The organism is Pseudomonas soli, assembly GCF_900110655.1.
GTDB classification, from domain to species: domain Bacteria; phylum Pseudomonadota; class Gammaproteobacteria; order Pseudomonadales; family Pseudomonadaceae; genus Aquipseudomonas; species Aquipseudomonas soli.
Map to the genome: position 1 here is coordinate 47412 of NZ_FOEQ01000001.1, position 19465 is coordinate 66876.

The 19465-nt window shown below is 61.2% G+C and carries 14 protein-coding genes and 1 pseudogene; 8 read left to right on the forward strand and 7 right to left on the reverse strand.

Features of this window, described 5'->3' with window-relative positions:
* Positions 1–114: 114 nt before the first annotated feature.
* From BMY03_RS00205 to BMY03_RS00225, 5 genes are all read right to left on the reverse strand, one after another.
* On the reverse strand, positions 115–1794 hold the full coding sequence (locus tag BMY03_RS00205; RefSeq protein ID WP_094009914.1) for a UvrD-helicase domain-containing protein: 1680 nt from the start codon (positions 1792–1794) through the stop codon (positions 115–117).
* Entirely contained in the window at positions 1791–3722 is a 1932-nt protein-coding gene (locus BMY03_RS00210; protein WP_094009915.1) for an ATP-dependent nuclease, read from the reverse strand. The genes BMY03_RS00205 and BMY03_RS00210 overlap by 4 nt, the downstream gene beginning before the upstream one ends.
* Positions 3723–4211: 489 nt before the next feature.
* Positions 4212–6215 carry a DUF3732 domain-containing protein gene (locus tag BMY03_RS00215; protein WP_094009916.1) on the reverse strand — a complete coding sequence of 668 codons (2004 nt, stop codon included), beginning with the start codon at positions 6213–6215 and terminating at the stop codon, positions 4212–4214.
* Positions 6212–6709: a three component ABC system middle component gene (locus BMY03_RS00220; protein WP_094009917.1), complete on the reverse strand. Its 498-nt coding sequence runs from the start codon at positions 6707–6709 to the stop codon at positions 6212–6214. Before BMY03_RS00220 ends, BMY03_RS00215 begins: the two co-directional genes overlap by 4 nt.
* Entirely contained in the window at positions 6706–7917 is a 1212-nt protein-coding gene (locus tag BMY03_RS00225; RefSeq protein ID WP_094009918.1) for a hypothetical protein, read from the reverse strand. Before BMY03_RS00225 ends, BMY03_RS00220 begins: the two co-directional genes overlap by 4 nt.
* A 438-nt stretch (positions 7918–8355) precedes the next feature.
* Here BMY03_RS00225 and BMY03_RS00230 point away from each other — a divergent pair, with 438 nt between their 5' ends.
* Positions 8356–8922, forward strand: a complete 567-nt coding sequence (locus BMY03_RS00230; RefSeq protein WP_232888155.1) for an ImmA/IrrE family metallo-endopeptidase — start codon at positions 8356–8358, stop codon at positions 8920–8922.
* 90 nt (positions 8923–9012) lie between these two features.
* Here the strand turns inward: BMY03_RS00230 and BMY03_RS26490 are convergent.
* Together BMY03_RS26490 and BMY03_RS00240 are read right to left on the reverse strand one after the other, a co-directional pair.
* A pseudogene (locus tag BMY03_RS26490) lies at positions 9013–9183 on the reverse strand (histone-like nucleoid-structuring protein, MvaT/MvaU family); the annotation flags it as partial.
* 27 nt (positions 9184–9210) lie between these two features.
* Positions 9211–11316, reverse strand: coding sequence for a condensation domain-containing protein (locus tag BMY03_RS00240; RefSeq protein WP_143067504.1), 2106 nt, complete (start codon positions 11314–11316; stop codon positions 9211–9213).
* Between the two features lie 218 nt (positions 11317–11534).
* Here BMY03_RS00240 and BMY03_RS00245 point away from each other — a divergent pair, with 218 nt between their 5' ends.
* The 7 genes from BMY03_RS00245 to BMY03_RS00275 all read left to right on the forward strand — a co-directional run bounded on the left by BMY03_RS00245 (position 11535) and on the right by BMY03_RS00275 (position 19347).
* The gene (locus tag BMY03_RS00245) at positions 11535–12053 is read left to right on the forward strand and encodes a sigma-70 family RNA polymerase sigma factor (RefSeq protein WP_094009920.1); all 519 of its coding nucleotides are present in this window, start codon (positions 11535–11537) and stop codon (positions 12051–12053) included.
* Positions 12054–12173: 120 nt separating this feature from the next.
* A complete protein-coding gene (locus BMY03_RS00250; RefSeq protein ID WP_094009921.1) occupies positions 12174–13961 on the forward strand; it encodes an ABC transporter ATP-binding protein in 1788 nt (595 codons plus the stop codon).
* Positions 13962–13963: 2 nt separating this feature from the next.
* A complete protein-coding gene (locus BMY03_RS00255; RefSeq protein WP_094009922.1) occupies positions 13964–15733 on the forward strand; it encodes an ABC transporter ATP-binding protein in 1770 nt (589 codons plus the stop codon).
* On the forward strand, positions 15730–16674 hold the full coding sequence (locus BMY03_RS00260) for an ABC transporter permease (RefSeq protein ID WP_094009923.1): 945 nt from the start codon (positions 15730–15732) through the stop codon (positions 16672–16674). The genes BMY03_RS00255 and BMY03_RS00260 overlap by 4 nt, the downstream gene beginning before the upstream one ends.
* Positions 16674–17609, forward strand: a complete 936-nt coding sequence (locus tag BMY03_RS00265; protein WP_094010350.1) for an iron chelate uptake ABC transporter family permease subunit — start codon at positions 16674–16676, stop codon at positions 17607–17609. The genes BMY03_RS00260 and BMY03_RS00265 overlap by 1 nt, the downstream gene beginning before the upstream one ends.
* Positions 17606–18388 (forward strand): iron ABC transporter ATP-binding protein, encoded by a 783-nt coding sequence (locus BMY03_RS00270; RefSeq protein ID WP_094009924.1) that lies wholly within the window; start codon positions 17606–17608, stop codon positions 18386–18388. The genes BMY03_RS00265 and BMY03_RS00270 overlap by 4 nt, the downstream gene beginning before the upstream one ends.
* A complete protein-coding gene (locus BMY03_RS00275) occupies positions 18385–19347 on the forward strand; it encodes a siderophore ABC transporter substrate-binding protein (protein ID WP_094009925.1) in 963 nt (320 codons plus the stop codon). The genes BMY03_RS00270 and BMY03_RS00275 overlap by 4 nt, the downstream gene beginning before the upstream one ends.
* Positions 19348–19465 lie beyond the last annotated feature (118 nt).

The following is a 19465-nucleotide window of genomic DNA, read 5'->3' on the forward strand; positions in this document are numbered from 1 at the left end:
GGCCTCAGGTAGTCGTTTCTGCGTCACCCTCATCAGCCCTGTTTCTGAGTAAGCCTTGATATCGAAGGCAAATGTGCATGCCTCTACGATCAGGTACTTATGGCCTTAAGGAAGTCACAACATGGTTTTTGAAGGCGGTAGTCGCCCAGTGATATGCCTTGTCACATGGGAAACGAACTCGCCATGGGGACTACGGTGCTCCGTCCAACGGCCTGCTCCTTTAGGCTTGGGCCGGTACTCCGCCGTTGTGATCAACAGTCGTTCCTTGGCACGTGAAACGCCCACGAAATAGACACAGCGCTCCTCCGCGAGCTTGCCCCAAAACGCCTGGGTTTCTACCCCAAGAATGATGACCGTGTGAAACTCAAGCCCCTTACTCTTGTGGATCGTGAGAAAGCGTACCGCTTGGTCGTCTGAAAGCCGGGCGAGGGCATTCGGAATGGTCTTTTCGCTGGCGAGCAGCGCACCGACGCGATCTCTGACCTCACGAACTACTTCATGCAAGCGTGGTTTCGACTCGTAGTCACCTGAGAGTGCCGTCAGAATTGGATAACCTACGTCCCGGAGAAAGCTGCTTGTAAGCGTCCACCAATCCTCATACGGGGCGGCAGTCTTGCTGGCGGCCCTTACCTGGCGCACATGAGCGCGGTACGTGGTTTCAAACAGTCTGTGCAGATGGTCACGACTAGCGTCCTCATAGGAAGTGAACAGATCCATCAGGCGCGCCCAGGCATCTGCTTGGCCTCTTCCGTACAGGCATGTCAGGTAATCGATCGCGACCCTCGCTGCCGGCTCTTTCAGCAAGTCCTGCAGCTCGCTGTCGTTCCTTGAGGCTATGCCCCGGTTGCCAAGCTCAGCCATCAGGGCCGAGCCATAGTCATCCACCTGGCGCGGCATCAAGACTGCGATTTCACACGGTGGAACTCCCGCTTCAACCCAGCGACAAATGTTTTCAGCCAGCATCATCGCCTCTTGTGACGAGTGCTGGAAATGGGCGGCCAAGACCTCCCCATCATCTCCTGCGATCAGCTCCGCCGGCGTCACTGCCGTTGGATCAATTTCGCGGATGATTTCATTCTGAACACGAAGCAGATTGGACTTCGACCTGAAGTTCGCATAGAGGCGGAGGGGAAGGGCATCGAAGTCAGTCGTATACGTTTTAAAAACGCCTTCCAGCGCTCCGGCCCACCCCATGATCATTTGCTTGCGATCTCCGACCGCAGTGAGGTGGATGCCGGTACCGAGGAATAGGAGCTTGATGAGCTCATATTGGTCAGCAGTGCAATCTTGGAACTCGTCCAGAAAAACATGGGCGTAGGTTTTGCGGATTGCGTTTCGGGCAACCTCGCTGCGCTGAATGATCTTGATGGCGAAGGGCAGCAACTGCTTGAAGGTTATCTGCTTTCCCTGAATGGCCTCAGCACCGATTATGTAATCTGGGCTTAATCCCTCCTCCGCAAGAATCGGGAGGAATTTGTCGATGATTCGTTTCGCGAAGCCATGAAAGGTCACACTGTCGAAGCGTGATGCGAAGTTCCAGCCACAACGCAGGTGAATCCTCTCCTTCAGGTTACGGCTGGCATCTGTCTTGAATGACACCGCGAGAATTCGCTTGGGGAAGCGGCAGCCATTGGTGCGCAGAAGGTAATCGGCCCGTTGGGCAAGCACCTCGGTCTTGCCAGCGCCGGGCCCCGCCGTCAGCAAGATTGACCGACCAAGCTCGCGAACTACGCTCCATGCATTTTTCTCCAGCTTCACGCCGGGCGATGGAACCCATTGATCATGAGAAATCACTCTGGAGATTCCTCAAGCTTAGCTTTGACCCTGTCTGCTAGTCGATTGAGGGACGCTGGCAGCGAAGCCAACAGCTCCGCGTCAGTAAGCTTGCCCAGGGCGTCCAAATGAGCTGCTGGCTTACTGCTCAGCTTGAACAGGCTATGGTAGGCCGAGAATAGTTGTTGCTCATCAGCGTCGTACTGCCCGGGATCGAAGTGGCATTTACCGAGGACTGCTAGATGATCGTGCGGCGTCGGGTTTGATCGCACAGCAAGGAAAGCGTCGGGAAACGCCTTGAGCATCGCAAAGTCCAGATCCAGTGGATCCGAGAAAAATACGTCTCGATTTTCTAATTCCTGGAACATGCTGCTTATAGTTGTGTTGCCATTCTCGAACCAGTGATGGGTTCTGACAGGCCGTTGGGCATCATTCCAATCATGGCGTTCCCAATGCTTAGGGATACTGCGTTCTGGATCAAATTTGTCGAGTTGGTCACGTACGTACTTCACACGTCCCCAGCCGCCTTGATAACGACCTACGTCGAGGTCGAGCAGAGTGATGTGAGGCGTACCTAGCGCATTCAGCAGACGCCAGAAGTGATTGACGTGCCGGCCCCCTAGAGGAGCAATTGCAACAGCGTATTCGTCGACGGATGCACCCTTGGCTTGAAGGATGCGAGGTAGGACGATTTCCTCACTGTCGCCCTCACCCAGCACCACCAGGCGGGCGAAATAAAGTTCGGGGAATGCCTGGACGGCTTCTCGGACGAATTTGTATGCGTCACTGCGCTTATCCGGAAGCACAATGATCGACACATCCGTTTCTCGCTTTGCATTCAGACGCAAGTACCTGATTTGGTCAGGCTCAACTCGTCTTAGCATCGACGGGGCCTGCGTGGCGATCAATGCCTGTGCGTCCACACCTGCACATGATTTCAGGGAGCTCACGATACGCCCCAGGTAGTGCGGAGACAGACTGTTCTCAGGCTCCTCGACTGCCAGAATCGTATAGGCAGCAGGCTTCAGTTTGAGGGGGTCAAACGAGGTGTTCTGTCCTGATCTGACCTCGCGACCAATGGTCAGGGATGTGAGGACGAGCGAGAGGTACAGCATCGATTTCTGCCCATCACTCAGCCTCGCGTAGTCCACGTGGCTTTCACCATGGCCAGGCGTGAAGGAAATCGAGAGGTACCGCAGGATGGCCTCAATTTCAGAGTTCGCAAAAGTAACGGATGGATTCGCAAAGAAGTTGCCTTTGTGAAGCCGTTGCCACGCTCCGGTGAGGCTAGCGCTTAAGGTCTTGATCGACTCGTTTTCCGACAAACACTCAGTGATTTGCTCAGTGAGCTGCTTGATTGAGTCCCGGTCATCGCTCCAGTTGACAGCTCGAAGGAGGCGGCCTAATAGCGCGCTCGCGCCATATGCAATATGGTCAGCGGGATCCCGCCGGGCGGGTAAATAGTGGACGTGTATCTCGTCTCGTTCACGCTTCGCAACTGGCTTCAGAGTCGTGGGTTGCCCTTTCTCGTCCATCCGGATCACGTAGAGTAAGCGCTCTTCCACCTCACCATCGGGGTGCAAAACGCCTTCCAAGCGATAGCGAATGCGGGGAACCCCATCAGCCGTCTGCAGTGTCATCTGCGTGAAGAACGGCGGTACTGTGTCGTCTTCCTCATCATCTAGCGTTTCAGCGAACGTGAATTCCGCCTCAATCCAAAGCACGCGTTGAGTAGGTACCTCCTGCTCATCTAACGGAACGTGGAAATCTGATCGACGGAGGCGACGTAGGCCTGGCTCGAAGCCAAACATACGTGCCAATGCCTGCAGCGTGGCCGTCTTTCCTGCACCGTTGGGCCCTAGGAGGTATGTAACTCCGTCGAAGGTGATCTCCGTAATACCCTTTCCAAACGACTGAAAGCCGCTGATTCTCAGATTGCAAAGCTTCATGAGATGATTCCTTTCGGCTCCTCCTTATGGCTAGTTCTGACTCACGAATATTGGGGTGAGGAGGTGGCACCGTGCCGCTACAAGATACGACATGCATTACGTGAATGACTAGGCAGGATTAGCTTTGCAGGAATACGGCACCCTAGGCACCTTTCTTTAACTTCCAAATTGTCTTTGATCGGGTGGAGGAGAGCAGGGTAGTTGACGCCGGAAGCGGCTCTGATTCAAACAACACCTTCGGAGTAAGCCTCGAGAGACTACGAATAGTGCGAGCTGGCGCCATCGCGGCAAACCCGATCGATGGCTCGGCTTCGGCTATGACCATCTGTGATGGTAAAACTTCGGATGAGTACAGATGTACCCTTGTAACAGTGCAGTTTATAAACCCGCCGACGCGCTGCGGGCACTGGGCAAAGCTAGCCGACCATTTGCGGTAAAATTGATCACTGACCGTCACGTTTTTGATGTGACGGCCAGATGATCTAACCATCACATCTCGGCGATGAAACCACGGGTTCTCCACGTAGCTCGGACATAGTCCGAGAACTTGTAGCCTTCTCCCAGGGTCAGCCGGTCGGCATGATCGGAAACGATGATTTGTGGAGTTACACCGGTTTTCTCGCCAGTTTCATCACAGAATTTAGCCAGTTGGGTGAACATATTAGTCACCGCTGTCATGTCCGCATCCACCGCCTCTTCACGCTTGGCCTGCTTTGCCAGTTCCTTGGCGTCAAATGCTTCTGCGTCGTCCAGAGACGCAGGGAAGTAGACTTGGGTAGGTTGGTCAAGGAACAGGATCGGAGGAATCTTGCATCCTTTCTCCGAAAGCACTGCAAATTGGTAGTGGAGCGACATGAACAATGCCAGGTGCGAATATAGCCAGTTTGCACCACTGCCCATGGAGCGCAGATACACCCTGGTACTCGGGTTCTGCTGGTACCAGAGGTCGAATGATTCGACGTCAAAACGGAGCTTCGATGGCTTGTACGTTGCCTCGAAGTCGAATTCGCTGCCAATCTCGCACATCTTGGCATCGATATCATTGCTCAGGGTTTTCAGCCTGTCCTTGATATTGTATCTAGCCAACTCGCCCGCCAAGCGATCGACTTCAACGCGCAGAATTTTTTCTAGGGCATGAAGCTCGGACTCGGGCTTGTCCACCTGCTCCTGAATCGCGATTTCGAGACGCAGCTTAGCCTTCATGGCCTGCTCATCGATCGACTTGGACGTCTTGAGCTTTGCAATTTCTTCATCTAGTGGCTGGATGTCGGCCTGGATGCGGCGCAACTCAACGTTCACCTTGTCGAGCGATTCCTGAATGGTACGTCGCTCGGCTGCAAAACTTTCCCTGGCATATGCAGACAGCTTGAGCTCGTCGTTCAACCAATCAATCGCGCTTACAAGCTTGTTGGCCTCCATGGCAGGGGTGCTAGTGGGGGCCTCACAAAGGGGGCAGTGGGCTTCAGACAGCTCGATGGAGTCAGGCAACGATTCAGCCGTCATGCTCAAACTGAACTGTGTCGCAGAGGAAAGGGACTCGTTGACCAGCCTCATTTGCCCCTGCAACTGCCGCTTCTCGATGAGCTGAACAATTCGTTGCGCATGGAGCTCTGCCCGGCGTGTTTCGACCTGGTCTGAGAGCACATCGATTTTGACAGACCGGCCAGAAATCATCTTCAGCATGGTGGCGGGCTTGCTGTAGATCTCTTCAGCCGTGGCATCAATTAGAGGGATGCCCGCCAGCGACTTGAATTCAGTCAAAAAACGGTTGTAGCGAGCAATAGCAGCTTCTTTCCGCTGCTCTTGCTTCGGAATCTGAGCCTGGATTTTCTTCAGCTCGTACTTGGCGACCTCATGATCCCGGTACAGATCAAAATAGGCCTCATCGACGAGCCCCATCAGGATTTTGAAATGGTTAATCGCCTGGTCACGTTTCTCCTTCTGATCGAAACGGTAGAAAATGGCGTGTTTGTTGGCTACCAAGTTCTGATGCTGAAGCATGAAGGAGGAGAAGCTGCGTACTGACGGGGTCGCGGATTTGTTGCGACCTGCTGCTTTCAGGTACGGGTCTTCATCGACGTTCTCAAGCGTGATGGCGAAGTAACGCCCGAGGCTTTTCTTGAAGTCGGCCAGGGGCATGTAGTGCTTGGGGTCGAAGAAGGCCTTGGGTTGCTCAATTAGCTTAAGCAGCCGCTCCGGATCAGATCCCTGCACTTCAAGCAGGAAGCATCGATCGGATTTCTTCTTCCGTGCCGCTACGACGAAATAGCTGGGGAACTGCAACGCGATGAAGAACGTCTCAGCGCGCTCGGTGATCGTACCGACCGGAATTGTGTCTTCAGTGCTGCCAAGACAATAGTCGAAGATCTCCAGGATCGCGCTTTTCCCCGTGGACGATTTACCAGTGATAACGTTGAGCCCAGGCTCCAAACGCACGTGGTGAATCTTGTCTTGGGTGTCAACCACGCCGATGTACCGCAGAAAGCATTTCATAGCGACTTGAATCCTAACGTCCTGTAGATGGTGACGACGTCTGCCTCTGCGCAGACCATGGAAAGCCGGCGTGCGGCTTCGAGGTGTTTGGGATTGGCATTCGAGGCCCTGACATCCTTGATGGACTTCACAGTCAAGTCGTCAGTAAGCTCGATGCTTTGTTCGGCCTGAAGGATCAGCAGGGCCGCGTTGGTGAGTGACTTGAATTGCTGGGTGTTGTGGGTAAGCCCAACCAGTCTCGACTGGTCCTTGCAGAGCGTACGCAGATTACTGGTCTTCCTGACGCCCAGCAGGGCTGTCTGCATGGCCGGGTAGAGCACCATGGGCAGTACAAGGTAGCTCAACAGCAGGTCACGCTCTCGAGGCAACGAATTGGCAAAGAAATTGTGGATCACCGGCGCCAGGGCGATGGGGGAGCGCTGAAGGGTGAATAGGTGTTCGATGGGCTTATTGACCGCTCTCTCAGGCACTTTTTCGATCTCTTCCTCAATCATTTCCACAGCCTCCAGTGAAATTCCTTCGCCGGGCTTGCAGGAACGTCCTCCGCGAGCATGTGGTAGATGCCATTACGGAATTCTGCTGGCGTATCTTCGTAGCCACCCAAGCCAACGACATCCATGCCGCAGCGTGAATGGTAAAATTTGAGGGATGCTCGCTTAGTTTTTTCCTCCGACCAGGTTTCGTCGATATCGGTCATGAGCGCTGACCTGCTAGCGCTATGGGTACGCATATGGCTTTTGCTGTAGCTTTCCACGTCATCTTGTGACGTGGTGCAATCCTTGATCAGCTCGACGATGTATTTGTGGGCGTGAAGCAAATCGACGGTAGCCTCAAGAATCACGTCCTCATCGCCGCCGATTTCATCCAGCTTTTTGGCATAGATACGATCACGCACGTTCAGCGTCCCAGCATCACGCTCGATTTCGTCGGCGTTGACCCGAGGAAACCTCACCGAGCCTTTCATGTAGCGCGCCGTTAGCTCCGTGAATTTCCTGTCGAACTCTGCCGTGGTGAAACGCCAGCCTTCTGTGACCTTCACTGCACTGGTCATGAAACCAAAAAGGTCATTCAGGAAGTCGTCCATGCGATGCTCATGGATACTTTTGAGGTGCGCTCTTTTGTACCTGGCGATCAAGCCGACCAGGTCAGGCTGCTCGGTGATGATCTTGACCTTCGGCAGCGCATCGATCAGGGATTCGCGCATGGCTTGCGCCATTACCTTGCGCTGCAAGGTCAACGCTTTCGAGGGCCCGGAGGCCTTAGCCCCGCTTTCATCGCTTTGATCAGCGGCCGCTTCTTTTTTGAGTGCGGCGGCCTCGAAGCGAGCCTCGCTATCTTTCAAAATGGCCTGAAGCGCAGCCAGGCGCTGATCAGCATTCCACTGATCCCAATCCTTGATAGCTGCTCGCTCACCATAGGCCTGGGTGGTCAATAGAACCAGGTTTGCGTACTGGCGATGGTTGAAATCAGGCTTTAGCCAATTATTGAGGGTGTTCCAGAAGTTTTCATGGCTGTCGGTGAGGCTGTCGCTGTACTCCTTGACTTCAATCTGGTCTCTCCCTTCGACGGTGACATCACCGAAGACCTCGATCCAAAGGACATCGTCCTTCTCAAGGGTATGGCAGTACTCCATCGCGACATGGATCTGGTACTTCAGGGCTTCGTAGAGCTTTGTTGCATCAAAATCGAGCTTGGCGTTCACAGCTACTCCAATCTTGGGAAGGCAAGATCGGCCAGTGAGTAGCTAACGTCGCCATCCTGGCCGGGAACATCCATGATGCTGTACATATATACAGGCTAAATGTGTTCAGCCGGCAATAGTAGCAATCACCAGTGGCCAAGCGCCATCCAAGCCGTATCCGGTCTTCATTTCAGTCAATGGAAAAGCTTCCCCAGGGTCGCCTTGCGCCGATCTACCGCTCATCGGCAAAACCTACATATTGGGTTTTCCAAACATTAAAATTACTAGATATTGGGCTTGGTTGTGTTTGATAGCCTACATCTGGTGTTTTGCCATGAACGAAGCCCATATCGAGAAAGCGGCGACTGACCTGCTCATGCAGATTTACCGTTATCGCCAGTACCTCTAGCCTTATCAAGAGATGCCGCCGATGATGTGCGCAGTCCTCGAATCGCTGCCATGATCTGCTGCTACGACTACCATGTGCATCCCACACTTGGGGACACCCAGTTCAACCGGCACAACACCGGTACTCGTATTGCGGGTCTGATTGACCGTCAATCGAACAAGATCGCAGTCGCGACTGAGTTTGGTGACAAAGTGCAACTCTTCACCGGAGCGCATGAGATCGGCCATCTTGTACTTCGCGAAGACACTGTCATGCACCGTGACCGCGCTTTTGACGGCTGTCCTCTGCAAACACCACGTGCACCTGCAGAGAGACAAGCCGATCGCTTCGCCGCCTGCTTCCTCATGCCTCAAAAGCTGGTGAGGGAACGGTTCGAGTTCATGTTCTGCTCCAAGGGCCAATTGCGCTTCAGCGACGTGATTGCCTATCACCTCGACCCCAACAATCCGGATCGGCTTCTCTACTCCCCAAAAGAGTCGGGAGAACGTGAGCTGGCGCTGGCGCGATGCACCCGATTTAACAACCAACACCTGGTGTCACTGGCCCAGCAATTCGGTGTCTCGGACTCGGCGATGGCCATCCGGCTCAAGGAGCTGGACTTGGTGCGGTGGTCTTAGAGCGGACAGGTAGCTCTGGCCATACTTGAAACGGGTATGTAGGGGGGAGGGTCGCCTGGAAAGGCACATCCACTTTTCTGAAGATTTATTAGCTAACCAGTTCTCGACTTCATCGGAACCGTAATGGCTTTTCCACTCTTTCAAGGTCTTGTGGTTACCATCCTTGGTCTCGACACGCTCGCCTGTGTGCGGGTTCTTGTAGACCTTGAGCTGACGGGGCTTGCGGCTGGACTTTTCAGCCACAGCGGCTGGTGCGCCGCGAAAGGGGCGCAAAGCGCCCCCGGGGTGCTACAACAGCACGTCGTCCAGCGCCCGCTGGCCGGCATCCACTTCCGCAAATACCCCGAACGCCGCCGAAATCATCGCGCACAGGCGCTCGACCTGAGCACTGCTGTAGCGATCACTGCGGTAGGTGATCACCAGGCGCAGCGAGCGCTGGCCATCGAACACATCTTCCATGATCTCGAACTGCAGGCCGAACATCGACTCGCTCTTGTCCGGGTCGATCTGCTTGTAGCGGATAGCCCGGCCATCGGGTGCCTGCAGCGCGCCATTGAGGGCGTTGTTGGCGTGGATCTGCACATACACATCGAACATCAGGCCCTCGGCGGGGGTCATGCCCAGCGCCTGCTGGATGGTCTCCATGGGTACGTCGGCATAGGCCATCGAGTCGTTGATCATCCGCGTCACCTCGCCCAGCAACCCGGCCAGCGACTGTTCGGGGGCGAACTGCACGCGGTGGGCGACCATGGTGGTGAAGTAGCCGACGGTGTCGAAATACGCAGGGTCGGTGCGCCCGGACGCCGAAGTGCCGATCACCAGGTCCGGGAGGTTGCCGAGCTTGTGCAGCGACAGGGCGATGGCGGTGTAGATCACGCTGAACAGCGATGACTGATGCAGCCGGGCACTGGCGCCCAGTTGTTCCAGCATGCCGGGTTCGGGGCGCAGTTCCAGCCAGCGCGCACGCGTGGTCGCCTGGCCGGCGGGCAGCAGCGTGGCGTCATCACAGGCGGGCAGGGCGAGGCCGCGGGTGGCGTCGCGCAGCAGCTCGGTCCAGTACGCCAGGTGGCGCGGGTTCGGGCCCTGGGCACTCTGGGCCAGGGCGAATTCGTGGAAGGTGCGCGCCGCCGCGGGCCATTGCGGCGCCCGGTCCTGGGCGCGGGCCAGGTAGGCCTCGGCCAGTTCGGCCATGAGCACGTTCAGAGACCATTCGTCGATGGCCATGTGGTGGACCAGGAACGACAGCACCTGGTGGCCACTGTGCGGGTCACGCAGCATGCGCAGCCTGAGTGGCAGTTCGCGGGCCAGGTCGAAGCGGTGCTTCGCCTCGCCGGCCAGGCTCGTGCCGGCGCTTTCGGCGCTGTTCCAGAACCACTTGAAACGGCCCAGCTCGGCCAGCGGCACGATGCGCTGGCAGGCGTCGTCGCCCTCGCCATGGTAGGTGGTACGCAGGCTGGCATGGCGCTCCAGCAGGTCGGTGAAGGCCTGTTGCAGCAGCGCCTCGTCCACCGGGTCGTGGAAGTCCAGGGCAAACGGCAGGTTGAAGAGGGTGCCGTAGTCGAAGGCCGCGCAGGCGCGCCACAACGACGCCTGGGCCAAGGCCATCGGCGCCTGCTGGATATCCCTGGCCTGATCGCTGGCCTGGCTGGCTTGCCCTTGGCTCAGCTTGGCGCGGCTGGCCAGCGCCGACGCGCTGGGCGAGGCGAAGAAGTCGCTGAAGCGCAGTTCGATGCCATGCTCGCCCTGCAAGCGCCCGATGATCCGGGTGGCCAGCAGCGAGTGGCCGCCCATGTCGAAAAAGTCATCGTCCAGGGTCATGCCAGGCTCCGCCAATGCCTGGCGGAATGCGTCGAGGATGCGTTGCGCGATGTCCGTCGAGGGCGCCTGCGACAACGGTTCGAGCACCAGTGGCTGGTCGCCGGCCTGGGCGTCATAGGCGGCGCGGATGCGTTCGAGCAGGGCTTGGGGCGACTGACGCAACACCGCATGGCAGAGCAGACCGAGCGCAGCCTGGTGATCGCCGGCCAGCAGCAGGGCCTCGAACGGCGGCTGCGTGGTGGAATCCCAGGGCGCCACCTGACGCGCCCTCAGCAAGGCGTCCATGCCCTCGGCCGTGCTCCGCTCGATACGCAGGCACGGGTACCAGCCGGGTTCCTGGGTCTTGTACAGGTCGCCGTCATCGCTGAAGTGGTAGCGGCTGTTCAGGCCCGGCGTGGCTTCGACCACCGCCTGCACGGCCAGGGCCAGCAGCGACAGGTCGGCCGTGGGCCCAAGGCGCCAGGCGCCCAGTTGCCGGTGCAGTTGCTCGGGTTGCTGTTGCTGGGCGAACCAGGCGAGTTCTTCGTGTTCATCCAGGGCCTGGGGCGAGGGTAGGGTGGTGTTGCGTTCCAACATGGTTAGCTTCCTGCTGTTCGATCGATCAAGGCCCGCGTCGGCCTTCACTGCCATCCGTGGATCGCGGTGAGTGGCCGCGCAGAGGGTTCGCACCATCGGGGTGCATTGCGTGAATCCCGAGGATTCGTTATGGTGAGAAAGATGCAAATAATTATCATCTAGATTGGCGCACGTCAAAGGAAGCCGTCTGGAATGCACCACGCTCAGGGAGAGGTACCGTGGACAACGGAACGTTCGCGCTTCGTCAACAGCTGCAAAAGCTGTATCAGGATCATCACGGCTGGTTGTGCGAGCTGCTGCGCCGCAAGCTGGGCAACGCGGTGGACGCGGCGGACCTGGCCCACGATATCTACCTGCACCTGATGAACAAGGGCCAGGTGCCGACGGCGGAGCAATCGCGCTGCCACCTGACGCAGATCGCCAACGGCAAGGTCATCGACCTGTACCGCCGCCGCCAACGTGAAACCCGCTACCTCAAGGACCATGGCCTGCAGCCCGAGCCGCGGGTGCCGTCGGAAGAGGCGCGGGCGCTGGTGGTCGAGGCCCTGGGTGCGATCGACAGCGCCCTGCAACGGCATTCGCCCAAGGCCCGCCAGGCCCTGCTGCTGTGCCGGCTCGACGGCATGGCCCATCGCGCCATCGCCGCCGAGTTGCGGGTGTCGGTGTCCTCGGTCGAGAAGTACATCGCCGCCGGCGTCCGCACCTGCAGGCGCTACCGCATCGGCAGTGGCGCCTGAGTGTGGGCATTGTTTTTTGCGGTTTTGCCCGCCTCAAGCGGAATACAGGTTGAGAAGGACTGGCTGGTCGGGCGCCCAAGTGGCTGCCCGGTCTGCTCTTCGTGCTGAAAAGGAGCATTCATGAGTGTTGAACAAGGGGTGGCGGTGCAGCAGCCCGCCAAGGGGCCGGTCGCCGCAGTGCTGGCGCCGATTCGCGGGCGCTTGATCGTCGCCGGGTTGCTCGCCGCGCTGGGCGCCATGCTCAGCCTGGCGCCCCTGGCCGCGATCGCCGAGGTCGCCCGGCTGGCGGTCGCCGAAGGGCAGGGCGTCGCGCAGGCCTGGCCGGTGATCGTGCTGGGGCTGGGCTGCCTGTTCGTCGGCATGGCTTTGATTTCGCTGGGCGACCTGGTGGCCCACCTGGCCGACAACCAAATCACCGGCACCCTGCGCCTGGCAATCATCCGCCGCCTGGCACGGGTACCGCTGGGCTGGTTCACCAGCCGCGCCTCCGGCGAGGTGAAGCAGGCCATGCAGGACGATATCGGCATCCTGCACAGCCTCACCGCGCACTTCTACACCACCCTCGGGCGCAGCGCCGGGGCAGTGCTGGCGTCGATCGTCTACCTGTTCGCCATGGACTGGCGCATGGCGCTGGTGTCGATGCTGCCGTTCCCGCTGTTCTTCCTGTTCTTCGCCCGTGCCCACCAGGCCAGCGCCCGCAACATGCAGGCCTTCGGCGCCGGCATGGGGCGGATCAACCAGGCGGTGGTCGAGTTCGTCAACGGCATCCCGGTGGTCAAGGCCTTCGGCGGGCAGCGCAAGGCCCATGGCAGCTACCGCGAGGCGGTGGACGCCTTCGCCGCGGCCTTCACCGACTTCACCCGGCCGCTGGTCAGCGCCATGGCCAACGCCAATGCGATGATCGCGCCGGTATCGGTACTGGGCGTGGTGCTGGCGTTCGGCACGCTGTTCGTCGGCCTGGGCTGGATCACCCCGGTGCAGGTGCTGCCGTTCGCCCTGGTGGCGCCGGGCATCTGTGCGCCGCTGCTGTTGCTGGCCTATATCACCCACGACCTGAACAACGCCACCGGTGCCGCCCAGCGCGTGCAGGCGCTGCTGAACACGGCGGTGCTGGAGACCGACGGCCAGGGCGCCGGCAAACTGCCGACCGATGCGCGCATCGAGGTGCAGGGCCTGGGCTATCACTACGACCCGCGCAATCCGGTGCTGAGCGAGGTGTCGTTCACCCTGGAACCGGGCACGGTAACAGCGGTGGTCGGCGCCTCGGGCGCCGGCAAGTCGACCCTGGCGCGCCTGCTGCTGCGCTTCTTCGACCCCAGTGCCGGGCGTATCACCCTGGGCGGCGTCGACCTGCGACAGATCGACAGCGCGCAACTGTACCGGCGCATCGGCTTTGTCCTGCAGGACGTGCGCCTGATCCATGCCAGTGTGCGCGAGAACATTGCCCTGGGCCGGCCTTCGGCGAGCCAGGAGCAGATCGAGGCGGCGGCGCGGATTGCCAATATCCACGAGCGCATCCTCGCCCAGCCGCGCGGCTACGACGCGGTGATCGGCGAGGACGTGCAGTTCTCCGGCGGCGAGCTGCAACGGCTGAGCATTGCCCGCGCGGTGCTGCTCGACCCGCCGGTGCTGGTGCTCGACGAGGCCACCGCGGCGGCCGACGCCGAGAACGAAGTCAAGCTGCAACAGGCGCTGTCGCGCTTCGCCCGGGGGCGCACGCTGCTGGTGATCGCCCATCGCCTGGACACGGTGATGCACGCCGACCAGATCCTGGTGCTGGACCAGGGCACCGTCGCCGAGCGCGGCAATCACGACGAACTGCTGGCCCGTCGCGGGCTGTATGCCCGCTTGTGGGCCGCCGGCGGCTATGCGAAGACGCGGGCGACCGCGCAGGTGGAGGAGCACTGATCATGTTGGGGACTTTCGTTCGACTGCTCGGCGACGACGCCGTGTTCCTGCGCCGCTACATCCGCCTGGCGCTGGTGTATGGCGTGCTGTGCGGGCTGACCATCGTCACCCTGGTGCCGATCCTGCGCCACCTGCTGGGCAATCAGCTGGAGGCCGCCGGCCAGTGGCTGGCGCTGCTGGCCTTGGGCGTAGTGGTGTGCTGGTACCTGCGGCGCCGGGTGGAGAAGGCCGGCATCGCCGTGGGCATTGCCGTGCTGCGCGGTGGCCGCCAGCGCCTGGGCGAGCATGTCGGCACGCTGCCGGTGGGCTGGTTCAATGCCGCCAACACCGCGCGCCTGAGCCATGTCACCACCCAGGGCATGATGGAGATCGCGCAACTGCCGGCCCATGTGTTCACGCCGCTGTTCACCGGGGTGGTGACGCCGCTGGTGATCCTCGTTGCGCTGTTGCTGGTCGACCTGCGCCTGGGCCTGGTGGCCCTGGTCAGCCTGCCGCTGCTGGCCCTGGTGATGCTGGCGACAATGCGCCTTGGCCAGCGCGCCGACCAGCGCCACCAGCGCGACACCGCGCAGACCAGCCAGCGCATGGTCGAGTTCGCCCAGGCGCAGTCGGTGCTGCGTGCCTTCAATGGCGAACAGGGCGGAACGCGCTTCCTGGAGCAGGCCGTGGCCCAGCAACAACAGGCGGCGCGCAAGCTGATCCAGCTGTCGGCATTGTCATCGGTGCTCAACGTCTGGGCGGTGCAGGCCAGCTTCGCCGCGTTGCTGGTGGTCGCCACGCTGTGGCTCGGCGAGCAGGCCGGCGCAGGCTTCGACAACGCAACGGTGATCGCCACCCTGGTTGCGCTGGTGCTGGCGACCCGTTTCATCGACCCGCTGCTGGATGTGGCCGGCTACAGCGAGGTGCTGCGCGGTACCCGCGGCCAGTTGCAGGCGGTAGCCGAGCTGCTGGCCGTCGAGCCGCTGCCCGAGCCCGCCGCACCGCAGCCGCCGGCCGACGGCTCGGTGCAGCTGGAGCAGGTCGGATTCCGCTACGGCGATGACCAGCCAGAGGTGCTGCGCGAGGTCAGCCTGGACATCGCGCCCGGCAGCATGACGGCGCTGGTCGGCGCATCGGGTTCGGGCAAGACTACCCTGGTGCGCCTGATCGCCCGTTTCTTCGACGTCACCCAGGGCCGGGTCAAGGTCGGCGGGGTGGATGTGCGGCAGATGTCCGCCGAACAGCTGGCCGGGCAGATCAGCCAGATCTTCCAGGACGCCTACCTGTTCCAGGGCAGCATTGCCGACAACATCCGCCTGGGCAAACCCGACGCCAGCGAGGCCGAAGTGCTCGAGGCGGCGCGGCTGGCCGGGGTGCAGGAGATCCTCGAACGTCTGCCCGAAGGCTTGCACACGCCAGTGGGCGAGGGCGGTGCGCGTCTGTCCGGCGGCGAACGCCAGCGCATTTCGATTGCCCGCGCGCTGATCAAGGACGCGCCGATCCTGCTGATCGACGAGGCCACCGCGGCGCTGGACGCCGAGAACCAGGCGGCCATCGCCGAAGCGCTGGCGCGGTTGCGCGGCAAGCGCACGCTGATCGTCATTGCCCACCAGCTGTCGACGGTGGCCATGGCCGACCAGATCGTGGTGCTGGACGAGGGGCGTATCCGCGAACAGGGCGCCCATGCCCAGCTGGCTGCCGAGGGTGGCTTGTACGCGCACTTCCTCGAGCAGCGCCGGGCCGCCAAGGGCTGGCGCATCGGTGAAGCCGCAGGCGATGGAGTGACCGCTTGAGTCGGTTGTTGCTGCCAACACTGTTGTTGCTGCTGTGTGGCGTTTCACTGATGGTCGGGGCCAGCCAGATGTCCTGGTCGGCCTTGCTGTCGGCCTCCGACGATGCCTGGCTGACCCTCACCGCCAGCCGCCTGCCACGCCTGGCGGCGCTGGTGCTGACGGGTGTCGGCCTGTCGATCTGCGGGGTGATCCTGCAGCAGATCGTGCGCAACCGCTTCGTCGAGCCGGCCACCTGCGGCGGGCTCGACGCGGCCAAGCTGGGCATCCTGGTGGCCCTGACCGTGCTGCCGGGTGCCGGGGCCACCGGGCGCATGCTGTTCGCCCTGGTGTTCTGCCTGCTGGCGAGCCTGGCGTATGTGGCGATCATTCGCCGCATACGCTTCACCAACCTGGTGCTGGTGCCAGTGATCGGCCTGATGTACGGCAGCGTGCTCAGCGCCATCGCCGAGTTCCATGCCTATCGCCACAACATCCTGCAGAGCATGCAGGGCTGGCTGCTGGGCGACTTCTCGCGGGTGATCGAGGGCAACTACGAGATCATCTACCTGATCCTGCCGATCGTCGTGCTCACCTATCTATATGCCCAGCGCTTCACCGTGCTGGGCATGGGCGAGGGCATGGCTACCAGCCTCGGCCTGAACTATGCGGCCACCGCGATCCTCGGCCTGGTGCTGGTGGCGGTAACGGTGTCGGCCACGGTGATAACCGTGGGCGCGATCCCCTTCGTCGGCCTGGTGGTGCCGAACCTGGTGGCGCTGCGCTACGGCGAGAACCTCAAGCGCACCTTGCCCATCGTCGCCATGTGCGGCGCGGCGCTGCTGCTGGCCTGCGACATCCTCGGCCGGCTGCTGATCCACCCCTACGAAGTGCCCATTGGCCTGACCGCCGGCAGTGTCGGCGGTGTGCTGTTCCTGGTGCTGATCCTGTGGAAGTGCAAATGATGCGCCGCGCCGCCTGGTTGTTGCTGCCGGCCCTGGTGCTGGCGTTCCTGTTGCTGGGCTCGGGCCTGGACTTCAACTACGTGATCCCCAAGCGCCTGGTGCGCCTGGGCGCGATCGTGGTGGCCGGGGTGTGCATCGCCTTGTCCTCGGTGATCTTCCAGACCCTGGCCGGCAACCGTGTGCTGACCCCGGCGATCATGGGCTACGAAGGCATCTACCTGCTGTTCCAGGCGGTGCTGGTGCTGTGGCTGGGCACCGGCAGCGTGGCGCGGCTCGGCGCGCAGGGCAACGCGCTGCTGTCGATGGCGTTGATGCTCGGCTACTCGTGGCTGCTGCAGCGCTGGCTGCTACGCGAGGGGCGCGGGGATGTCTACCGCCTGTTGCTGCTGGGGCTGGTGCTGACCATGGTGCTGGGTACCTTCACCCAGTTCATCCAGCTCAAGACCAGCCCGGGGGAGTTCTCGATTCTGCAGAGCCTGGGCTACACCAGCTTCAACCGCGCCCAGCCGGCCCAGGTGCTGTACTCGGGCCTGCTGGTGGCGGCAGTGGCAGTGCTGGTGGCGCGCGGCACTCGGGTGCTCGACGTGCTGGCGCTGGGCCGCGACCAAGCCATTGCCCTGGGCCTGGACCATGGCCGCTGCCTGCGCTTGCAAATGGCGCTGATCGCCGTGCTGGTGGCGGTGTCGACCAGTCTGGTGGGGCCGACCGCGTTCATGGGGGTATTCGTCGCCAACATCGCCTACGCCCTGGCACGCAGCGCCCGGCACCAGGTGACCCTGCCACTGGCCTGCGCCGTGGCCATCGGCATGTTCCTGCTCGCCCAACTGCTGGTCGAGCATCTGTTCAACTACCGGACCAGCGTGAGCATCCTCGTCAACCTGGTGTGCGGCGCGTACTTCCTAGCGCTGATGGTCCGTACCCGAGGCACCCCATGATCACCCTCGAACACCTGCACAAGGCCTATGGCGACAAGACCGTGCTCGAAGACGTGAGCCTGGCTTTCCCGGCTGGCCAGGTTACCTCGCTGATCGGCCCCAACGGCGCCGGCAAGAGCACCTTGCTGATGTGCATGGCCCGACTGCTGCCGGCAAGCCGCGGGCGCATCCTGCTTGACGGCCAGGACATCGGCCGCATCGCCATCGCCGACTACGCCCGCCGCGTGGCCACCCTGCGCCAGGTACTGGACTTCAACCTGCGCCTGACCGTCGAGGATCTGGTCGCCTTCGGCCGCTTCCCCTACAGCCGCGGCCTGCTGACCGCCGACGACCACCAGGTAATCGACGAATCCCTGGATTTCCTGGGGCTGCAAGCGCTGCGCCGCGCCTACCTAGACGAACTCAGCGGCGGCCAGCGGCAGATGGCCTTCCTGGCCATGACCATCGCCCAGCGCACCGACCTGCTGCTGCTCGACGAGCCGCTGAACAACCTCGACATGAAGCACGCGGTGCAGATCATGCAGGCGATCCGCAGGCTCTGCGACGAGCAGGGCCGCACGGTGATCCTGGTGGTGCACGACATCAACTTCGCCGCCAACTATTCCGACCACGTCGTCGCCATGAAGCAGGGCGCGGTGCACAGCCACGGGCCGGTCGCCGAGGTGGTCACCGAGGCCAACCTGCGCGCGCTGTTCGGCCTGGCGTTCGAGATCCTGCCCAGCGCGCAGGGTTTCGTCTGCAACTACTTCAATCCATCACTATCGAGAGAGCTGGTATGAACGGAATCTGCAAGATACTCCTGGCCGCCGCCGTGGCGGCCGCGTTGCCGGGCTGCGACCAGGCCCCGCCGGAGCAAGCGCGCGCCGCCAGCGCCGACTATGCCCCGGTGAAGGTCGAGCACGCCCTGGGCACCACGCTGGTCGAACACCAGCCGCAACGCGTGGTGGCCTTCGACATGAGCGAGCTGGACACCCTCGACCAGCTCCGCGCGCCGGTGGTCGGTATCGCCAAGGACTATGTCGCGGGTTTCCTGGCCAAATACCGCGATGACCCCAAGGTGGCGGACGTTGGCACCACCATCCAGCCCAACCTCGAACGCCTGCACGCGCTCGAGCCCGACCTGATCCTGATCTCGCCACTGCAGGCGCAGAGCTACCAGGAGCTGAGCCAGATCGCGCCGACGGTGCACTACGACATCGACATGGACAACCGCCAGGGCAATGTCATCGACACCGCCAAGCAGCACCTGCTGACCGTCGGGCAAATTCTCGGCAAGCAAGACTTGGCCCGGGAAACCGCCGCGCGCATCGATGCCAAGGTGGCCCAGGTGCGCAAGGTTACCGACGGGCGCCCGGAGAAGGCGCTGGTGGTGCTGCACAACAACGGCGCGTTCACCGCCTACGGTGTGCGTTCGCGCTACGGCTTCATCTTCGACACCCTCGGGGTCAAGCCGGCCAGCGACGATATGCAGGCCGGCCTGCACGGCCAGCCGATCTCCAATGAGTTCATCTACCAGGCCGACCCGGACATCCTCTACGTGATCGACCGCACCGCGGTGATGGAGCGCCGCGCCGCGCTGGACCGCGAGACCCTGGACAACCCGCTGCTGCGCCAGACCAAGGCGTGGAAGAACGGCCATGTGGTATTCGTCGATCCACAGACCTGGTACCTGTGCACCGCCAGCGTGACCTGCCTGGAGCGGGTAGCGGACGAGGTGGTGAAGGGATATCAGCGCTGAGCCCCCGCTTTGGTCCCTGTGGTGGTTAAGCCGATAGTGGCCAAGTGACTGTAATTTCTGTTGAGGGATTCGCCGACTCGTACGGAATGACTAATGAGAAACATTACCATTCTGTCCT

Bases quoted from the DNA above. Each gene is read 5' to 3' on its own strand.
- BMY03_RS00275 (WP_094009925.1), top strand. From the start codon at position 18,385: ATGAACGGAATCTGCAAGATACTCCTGGCCGCCGCCGTGGCGGCCGCG.
- BMY03_RS00265 (WP_094010350.1), top strand. From the start codon at position 16,674: ATGCGCCGCGCCGCCTGGTTGTTGCTGCCGGCCCTGGTGCTGGCGTTC.
- BMY03_RS00220 (WP_094009917.1), bottom strand. From the start codon at position 6,709: ATGATTGAGGAAGAGATCGAAAAAGTGCCTGAGAGAGCGGTCAATAAG.
- BMY03_RS00255 (WP_094009922.1), top strand. From the start codon at position 13,964: ATGTTGGGGACTTTCGTTCGACTGCTCGGCGACGACGCCGTGTTCCTG.
- BMY03_RS00270 (WP_094009924.1), top strand. From the start codon at position 17,606: ATGATCACCCTCGAACACCTGCACAAGGCCTATGGCGACAAGACCGTG.
- BMY03_RS00230 (WP_232888155.1), top strand. From the start codon at position 8,356: ATGATCTGCTGCTACGACTACCATGTGCATCCCACACTTGGGGACACC.
- BMY03_RS00210 (WP_094009915.1), bottom strand. From the start codon at position 3,722: ATGAAGCTTTGCAATCTGAGAATCAGCGGCTTTCAGTCGTTTGGAAAG.
- BMY03_RS00250 (WP_094009921.1), top strand. From the start codon at position 12,174: ATGAGTGTTGAACAAGGGGTGGCGGTGCAGCAGCCCGCCAAGGGGCCG.
- BMY03_RS00240 (WP_143067504.1), bottom strand. From the start codon at position 11,316: ATGTTGGAACGCAACACCACCCTACCCTCGCCCCAGGCCCTGGATGAA.
- BMY03_RS00215 (WP_094009916.1), bottom strand. From the start codon at position 6,215: ATGAAATGCTTTCTGCGGTACATCGGCGTGGTTGACACCCAAGACAAG.